Source organism: Moorena sp. SIO4A5, from assembly GCF_010672005.1.
Lineage (GTDB): Bacteria > Cyanobacteriota > Cyanobacteriia > Cyanobacteriales > Coleofasciculaceae > Moorena.
This window is the reverse complement of sequence record NZ_JAAHHZ010000245.1, coordinates 1-7,098: the sequence shown is the minus strand read 5'-3', so window position 1 is coordinate 7,098 and position 7,098 is coordinate 1. Positions and strand designations below refer to the sequence as shown.

Annotated in this window: 7 protein-coding genes; 2 read left to right on the top strand and 5 right to left on the bottom strand. The window is 36.3% G+C overall.

Translation table 11 applies throughout. From position 1 onward, the window contains the following. The coding region (locus tag F6K57_RS33815; protein ID WP_293072316.1) for a hypothetical protein at positions 1 to 380 on the top strand (380 nt) is incomplete at its 5' end. Here F6K57_RS33815 and F6K57_RS33810 read toward each other — a convergent pair. From F6K57_RS33810 to F6K57_RS33800, 3 genes are all read right to left on the bottom strand, one after another. After that, complete coding sequence (locus F6K57_RS33810; RefSeq protein ID WP_293072315.1) at positions 377 to 2,704, bottom strand: GTPase; 2,328 nt, start codon at positions 2,702 to 2,704, stop codon at positions 377 to 379. The genes F6K57_RS33815 and F6K57_RS33810 overlap by 4 nt on opposite strands. 95 nt (positions 2,705 to 2,799) lie before the next feature. Then, positions 2,800 to 4,722, bottom strand: coding sequence for a hypothetical protein (locus tag F6K57_RS33805; protein ID WP_293072314.1), 1,923 nt, complete (start codon positions 4,720 to 4,722; stop codon positions 2,800 to 2,802). A 52-nt stretch (positions 4,723 to 4,774) separates the two neighbouring features. Beyond that, complete coding sequence (locus F6K57_RS33800; protein WP_293072313.1) at positions 4,775 to 5,143, bottom strand: hypothetical protein; 369 nt, start codon at positions 5,141 to 5,143, stop codon at positions 4,775 to 4,777. A 293-nt stretch (positions 5,144 to 5,436) separates the two neighbouring features. On the opposite strand from F6K57_RS33800, the gene F6K57_RS33795 reads away from it, so the two are divergent. Beyond that, positions 5,437 to 5,559 carry an HNH endonuclease gene (locus F6K57_RS33795; RefSeq protein ID WP_081431384.1) on the top strand — a complete coding sequence of 41 codons (123 nt, stop codon included), beginning with the start codon at positions 5,437 to 5,439 and terminating at the stop codon, positions 5,557 to 5,559. Between the two features lie 417 nt (positions 5,560 to 5,976). Here the strand turns inward: F6K57_RS33795 and F6K57_RS33790 are convergent, their stop codons facing one another. Together F6K57_RS33790 and F6K57_RS33785 are read right to left on the bottom strand one after the other, a co-directional pair. Next, positions 5,977 to 6,801 (bottom strand): P pilus assembly protein, chaperone PapD, encoded by an 825-nt coding sequence (locus tag F6K57_RS33790; protein ID WP_293052785.1) that lies wholly within the window; start codon positions 6,799 to 6,801, stop codon positions 5,977 to 5,979. Positions 6,802 to 6,882: 81 nt separating this feature from the next. Then, on the bottom strand, positions 6,883 to 7,014 hold the full coding sequence (locus F6K57_RS33785) for a hypothetical protein (RefSeq protein ID WP_293052787.1): 132 nt from the start codon (positions 7,012 to 7,014) through the stop codon (positions 6,883 to 6,885). Positions 7,015 to 7,098: the final 84 nt, after the last annotated feature.

The window sequence follows — 7,098 nt, the reverse complement described above, 5'->3', positions numbered from 1 at the left end:
TCAGCCTAGAAATTTCTGCCAATCGATTGACCTCTACGGTTGAGCAACCCGCTAGAAGTAACCTAATATTTAATTCTAACGTCACCGTCAGTATTGGGGAATTGATTCCCTTAAATGAGCGGTCTCGGAAACTTTTAGAGCAAGCAAGTCAGGTAGAGTATGGCATCTTAGGTCTTCCTATAGGTGGCAGTCCAGATGGGGAAATTATTGAGATACTCTCCAAAAATGGTCAAGTAGTTGATAATCGAGACCAATCCACAGTAGAAACTAATGAGTCTGTTAACTACGATCTTGTGGCTTCTCTATCCATTGAATCTTTGACACCACTGGTGGCTGGTGAATATCTCTATAAGTTTAAGATTACTGTTTCTCCTAATTAGTTTGTCATCACAGCTTGTTTGATTTTGTTATCAAAAGCAGGTTCAAATAATAAACTATAATTACAAGACAATAAGTTATATATTTGAGCTTCTGTTGGATTTTCCGGAAAACTTCCCAAGTTTTCTACTTTTTGGAGTAAATCACTATAAAAAAAATCATAGTCTTGAGCGATATCAAAAAATATCATTGTTGTCAATGCTAATAAAACAGTAATTCCATGTTTACCAAAATAATGGTAATGACTAAATCTATATTCAAATTGTCCCGTTTCATCAAAATAATGTTCTGTCGTTTTTTGTAAAACTTGGGTTACCATTTTATTGATATTGACCTTGAAAATACAATAATTTAGCTCTTGATTAAAAGTGAAAATTTGGTTTTCAAAGACAGCCATTTCATCAAGACAACGGTTAATTAATTCCTGCAACTCATCAATCGCATCTTCTATTGTAGTAAATTTTTCAAGATAGTCTTTGGAGAGAGGATTTCTAATTTTTTGAATATGAAGGTTAATTTCTTCAATTCTTTGCTCAATTTTGTCATCAAGAGCACTTAATTCGTCGTTAAAATATTTAATCACTTCAAACCAAAACTTACTCTCATCCTGAGCATTTTTCTTTAAAAGATTATATTCTTTTAATTTGTTTAAAAGTAATTTTTTTTGGCGTCCATATTCTTCTTTTTTAGCATCACGCTGGTCAATTTTAGTTTGAATTGTAGCTTTTTCTTCTTTAAGACATTCAACATTTTTTTGATATTCTGTCTCTAGAGATTCAATATAACTATCTTCTGATTTAATAGAACTTCTTTCTTGCTCAAGATAATCACTTTCTCTATCAAGAGACCGTTTAGATTCATAAGTTAATCTAGACGAACTACGGTTAATCCTGTCAATATTAGCATTATACTTATCAAGTCTATCTTTCCAACGATCAAAACGAGAGTTGAAATTATGACGACGTGATGAAATGTCAAGGTAACGAGAATTATTAGCATCAATACGGGGATTATACTCATCAATAAGTTCCTCAATTTCTTGATTAAGGGATTCAAGTAAAGTATTTAATTTATCTAGTTTTTGAATTATTGCTAAGATACTATCCCAGTCTTCATCTAATTTTTGCTTAACAGATTCTTTTTCTATTTCCCATTCTTCAAATTCTTGATTTCTGAGGTCATAGGCTTGTTTTTGTATATCAAAAACAGAAGTCTTAATTAATTGATTAAAATACTCAATTCTTTCTGTAAAGATATATTCTTTGGATCTAATTAAATACTCAAACTTATCTTCCAGTGACTCAGACCTTTTTTCAAAAATTGGATTATCAAAAACATCGCTTACTATATTATTAACCTGTTCAGCAATAGAATTATCGTCTTGGTCTGACTGAATGGGAAGACTGACAATAAAATCAAAGAGACTATAAGATAGTAGATGTAATGGTTGATCGCAAGTATCACTTCCTGTTGCTCTTTGACAAGCAGCATGAGCATATAATCGGATTAATTCTTGTTTAACTTGATTAACATATTCATCAGGAGTTTTTTGCTGTTGATATTGAATTAATTCTTTAAAAAGTTTACCTTTATTTCCTTTTAACATTATGTAAGACTGATGTAGTAAGTCTGAAATACCTTCTCCTGTAAAACAATTAACTCCAATAATAACAGGCTGAGAATGTTGTCCTAAAACTTTATGATGAACTTTTAAAATTTGGGTAGCTGTGTCTTGAATATTTGCTTCTTTGGCAAAATAGCTCATCCCTGTTTGCTTGTTAACAAACATATTAAAAACGTAAATAACATTTTGGTGAAATTTTAGTAAATCTCTTAAATATTGGCGGTCGCCTCTCGTAAATAGTTTTTCTGGTGCTATGAGATAATAAATTAAATCTGGCTGAAATTCTAGATTTACAAATTCTGATATACTGAGATTTTCTTCTTGAGGAGCAGAACAATTTTCTCGATATCTTGCTAAAGTAAGGTCTTCTACAATGGGACAATCCTCAATTTGATTAATTCCTAAAGCAACTCGATTATAATTTTCTAAGAGTTCATCACTACAAACACCAGGAGTATCAAAACATTTTAAACCAATAGGAAACTCAATTAGATTAATTTCCTTAGTACAATCTTGATGACCTGTAGACAAGAAGTAATCACTACCAAGCAAACGATTACTTAATGTCGTTTTACCTGCTCCTGTTCTACCTGTAAAAAATAAGTTAATATTATCAATATTTTTAGGATAATTGCCGAGCTTTTCAATGATAAACTTGGCACGAATTTTAGAAATGGATGGAGGCTTAAGTTGGAAATACATAGTTTTTTTGTTCCTAACATGTGCTTAAAGAATAATTTTTAAATCTAGAGCAGGGAATAGTTAGGATTTCCCCACTCTGTTACAAGGTTCTAGAGTTAGAATAAAATCCTTTCTAAAATTTTGCTAATTTCTTCTTCATTCTCGCTAACAGCAAAGGAGTTAATCGCTTCCTTATATGGCAATAATATTGCTTGAGTTTCTTGACGCCCTATTTCTACTATTTCCTGAAAATCAGTTTCCAACTTTTGCTTTCCATTAGCACTTTCAATGCCTAAGCCAATAGCTAACAAGTTTTCAACAACAGGATAACCACCTTGTAAATATTTTTTGCCTATCTCTTGTTCTTGTTGTATTACTTCTGGGACTTTTTCTAAAACTTTTTTCTTAACTTCTTTCATGCCCATAAATTTATTCTCAGTAGTTGTGATAGTTTTAACTACGGGTTTAATCACATCCTCACTAACAGTAACTTGTTTTTTCTTTTTCTTTCCACCCATTCCAGCAGCACCAAATATACTAGCACCAAGAACAGGTAGAAATGCTAATCCGCCGGTTGCTAAACCAGCTCCTATTGCCGCCATTGTACCACTCGCCATTTCACCAAAGGCAGCAGCACTTGCACCTGCTAATTGACCAAGATCAATGCCACCAGCCATACCAGCAAGATCAGCCCCACCAGCCATACCACCAGGAGAACCTTCCCCATCAACAAGTTGTTTTCTTGATTCTTGAGATTGTTCATATTCTATAACTTGCTTTTCAACTTCTACGTCTTGAAAATCAGGTACATACTCACTTTTTTCGACTTCCTGGTTGTTATAAACAATCCGATCTACTAAGATTGTTTGCGCTTCTTCTCGTGAAATTTTGGCCTCTTGAGCTAACTGAACAATTGTATCATTCAATTCTTTTGCAGCTTCCAAGGTAGCATCTTCTTCCTGAAAAACTCGAATACCATAATCAGCAACTGCCATATAGGCTTCATTGATTAAGTCTTGATTACCTTGTTTTTCATCTACTTTACGAGTAGCTAAACGACTTGCAATCTGAATTAATGCTTTGCGATAACGGCAACTACGTTCTTGTATAGCAAATTCCTTCAGTTGATCGGGTAAAACTTGTTTAAAGTTACCAATTTTATTATCTGGTAACATTGTAAGCATTAGTTTGGTAATTTGATTAATTCCTGTCCCTTGCTTACAGTCAATTTCAACAATAGGCAAAGATTCATTAGGGTAAAATTCTTGAAAAATTTTAGTTATTTGTTGCCTTGCATCTTCTACACTTGCTTGAGTGGTTATTCTTGTTCCATCATCTGTAAAATGAATATTTAGGGCAAAAATTACTTTATTTTTATCAGTTTGTTTTTTCTGTTTTCTGAGTAAAGCTTTTAAATATTTACGATCTGGTTTCACAAATTGAGTATGAGGAGCAACCACATAAAGAATAATATCAGGTTTACAATTTTCCTGATTTTCGGGGGATTGCCATTGCTCTACTTCTATATCTTCTTTTAAAACTTTTTTAGTAGTAGGATAATCTGAGCAATTCCATAACTCAAATTTATCAACAGGTGTTAATTCCTCATCTTCATCATCAATCTGGGGAAGCATCAAAGCAGCTCGATTAATATTTTCGTATGTGTCGCTACAACCTCCAGCACCAGGAAGATCAAAATACCATAAGTTACTACGCATTTTAAAGAAAACTACCATCCAAGTGCAATCTGTTTTACCTGAACTTTCAAAAACCTCATCATTATTAACATCATTAATAGTATTTGCTAATTTTTTCTCAGGATCTATCAAAGTAACTGCTAGTGTAGTTTTACCTGCACCTGTACGTCCAGTAGCATAAAAATTAACAGGTTTTGGAAATAACTCTTTTTCAGATTGTTTTTTTAACCATTCTTCATCTACACGACCACTTAAATCTACTTCTCTGAAATCAAATAGTCGTAAAACATCAGGACGATCTTGAAAGATAAATTGTAGAGTTTGCAATGCTTTGTTAGACATGATAGACGTCTCCTTATTTGGTTTTGATTATTTTTTATGGTAAACAAACCAATCAATATGGTTCAAATTTAGATCTTTTGATGGTTTGAATGATTTCTTGAAGCTTAATAGCTTCTTCTTGGCAATTAGCTAGTTGATAGACATTTAGCAAGTTGGTTAACAATTTAATATCATCTGTTTGGGCGACCTCCATTACTAAGTTAAAATCAGGTAAAAAGTTGTTAACTTTATTATTACCCCAATAAACTAATGCTTGTTCAGCTTGTTGATTAGCTTCTTTGACTAAACCACACTCCCCTAACATCACCGCCTGATCTAACCGATAAAGACGCTCTTTTTTACCTGTTTCTCTAATGCTTGATTTTGCTCCGCCAACAACCCTATTATTGCTTGCTGCTGTTGCAAAAACAAGCCCAGACATTCCTTCTCTGGGAGGTCGGTTGTGTCGTCGAGAGTTGCAAGCACAGTAATTTCAGTCATATCTGAGTTATAACAGATTCACTTACTTTTGGCAAAGGGACTGCCAACATATATCCTAAACAGGGGGTGCAGGGGTAATTGAGAAGTTACATTTACTGGAGTATCAGAATGGGAAAACATCCTGAAATGACCAGCTCAATTGGCAAGGCTGTTGAAAAGGCAAAAAGAGAAGTGCTCCCACTTTGATCTTACCTTCGGCGTAGCCGATACTTCGCGAACAGAAATGGAGATTTATTGCATACAAATTATATCATACCGCGCTCACAAGGTGGAAGTAATTGGGATAAAAATCTAGAATTACTTCATCTACACTGCCACGATGGAAAAAAAACAGAGAGTAAACAAAGCGAGAGTTAGCCGCCCAATTAATTGGGTGGGGGTGGAGCGTTCCGGGATTTATCAAGGGCTTTCGTGTTAAAATGGACTAGCGAGTAAGAACAAGGTTGGTTGCGTTGATTTTTTGCGCTTTACGGTGAGATACCAGCCAGTAAGAGACGGGGTTAATTCTACCTACTCCTCAAGGAACAGGCAAGCAATGCAGCAAAAAGGAGCTGTCACTTTAATGGAACACAGACCAGGGAACATTTGCTAGTGGTGCTTCAGGGGGGCCTTCATGTTTCGCTCAAGCGCCAGGCTTAGGTTGCTGCCCGTAACGCACCACTGCTGGGTCAAACAACTTTTAGGAGATGCACCCGAACACAGACCAGGGAACAGGCAAGATGCCTGTTCCACAAAACTCTTAAAATCATTCTATTATTAAGCAACGCCCTCAGGTTAATTACTCTGAGCAGTGGTGCTGGTGGGAACAGTCAGATTAATACTAAAAGGCACACTTTGTCGATTCTCTTCTTCGCCCCAAAGCAAGGTTCCAGTCAATTGGTATTGTCCAGCTGTCAATTCCTTGGCATGACTAGGATATCCGATAGAAATCTTCCGTTCCCCCCCAGCAATAACTGTCCATTCGTTTTGTTTGCCAGTGGTGACCGTAGTGCTTCCCTGTTTCAGAGTCCACTCCACCTTGGGACGTGCAGAGGCATTGCCACTGTTGCTAACCTGTAACAGAATCTGCTTACTCTTGTGATCAAAGCTCGCTTCCTCTACGGTCAATTTGGGAGAAATATCTCCATGACGTACATAGACAGTGACACCAACGCGAGGTACGATGCCCATACTTACACCACGACTATTATTCTGAGAATGTTCCAGATTTTCTGTGAAAATCACTGCCCGATATTCCCCTTTATCCATACTAGGAGGAAAGCGGGAAATCATGCGGATGCGGCGAGTTACTCCTGGTTCTACTACCAACTCACGAGGGGAGAATTGTAGATAAGGGGTTAAGTCATTAGAGCTAGATTCCAACGCCTCAAACCCATTTTCATCGTAGGTGAAAGGTGTCGCATAGACACGGGCTCGAAACGCCTTATTACTGCGATTGGTGACGTTGATGATACCTTTGGCTTGACCTCGTTCTGCTTCTTCTTCAATAACTAAAGGAGAAACTTGAACCTGAGCTTTAGCTAATCCGGGAAACAGCACCAGTGCAGATAAAGCGCAGCTACCTAAATAGGATATTAAATGTTGATTGAGTTTAATCATTTCTAGGGAACAGGGAATCGGGAATCGGGAATCGGGAATCGGGAAGTTAGAATTTAGAAGTTAGAATTTAGAAGTTAGAATTTAGAAGTTAGAATTGGGAATCGGGAATCGGGAATCGGGAATCGGGAATCGGGAATCGGGAATCGGAAATCGGAAATCGGGAATAGTAAATAGGTAAAAATATGTGTAACTAATTAATATAAAAGTAAGCATTTAGCTTATGGGCTACTTGAGGTGCTACTTGAGGTGCCAAAGGCCAGATCGGAAGAGCGTCTGTCCCGCGCCCCTCCCTCTCCC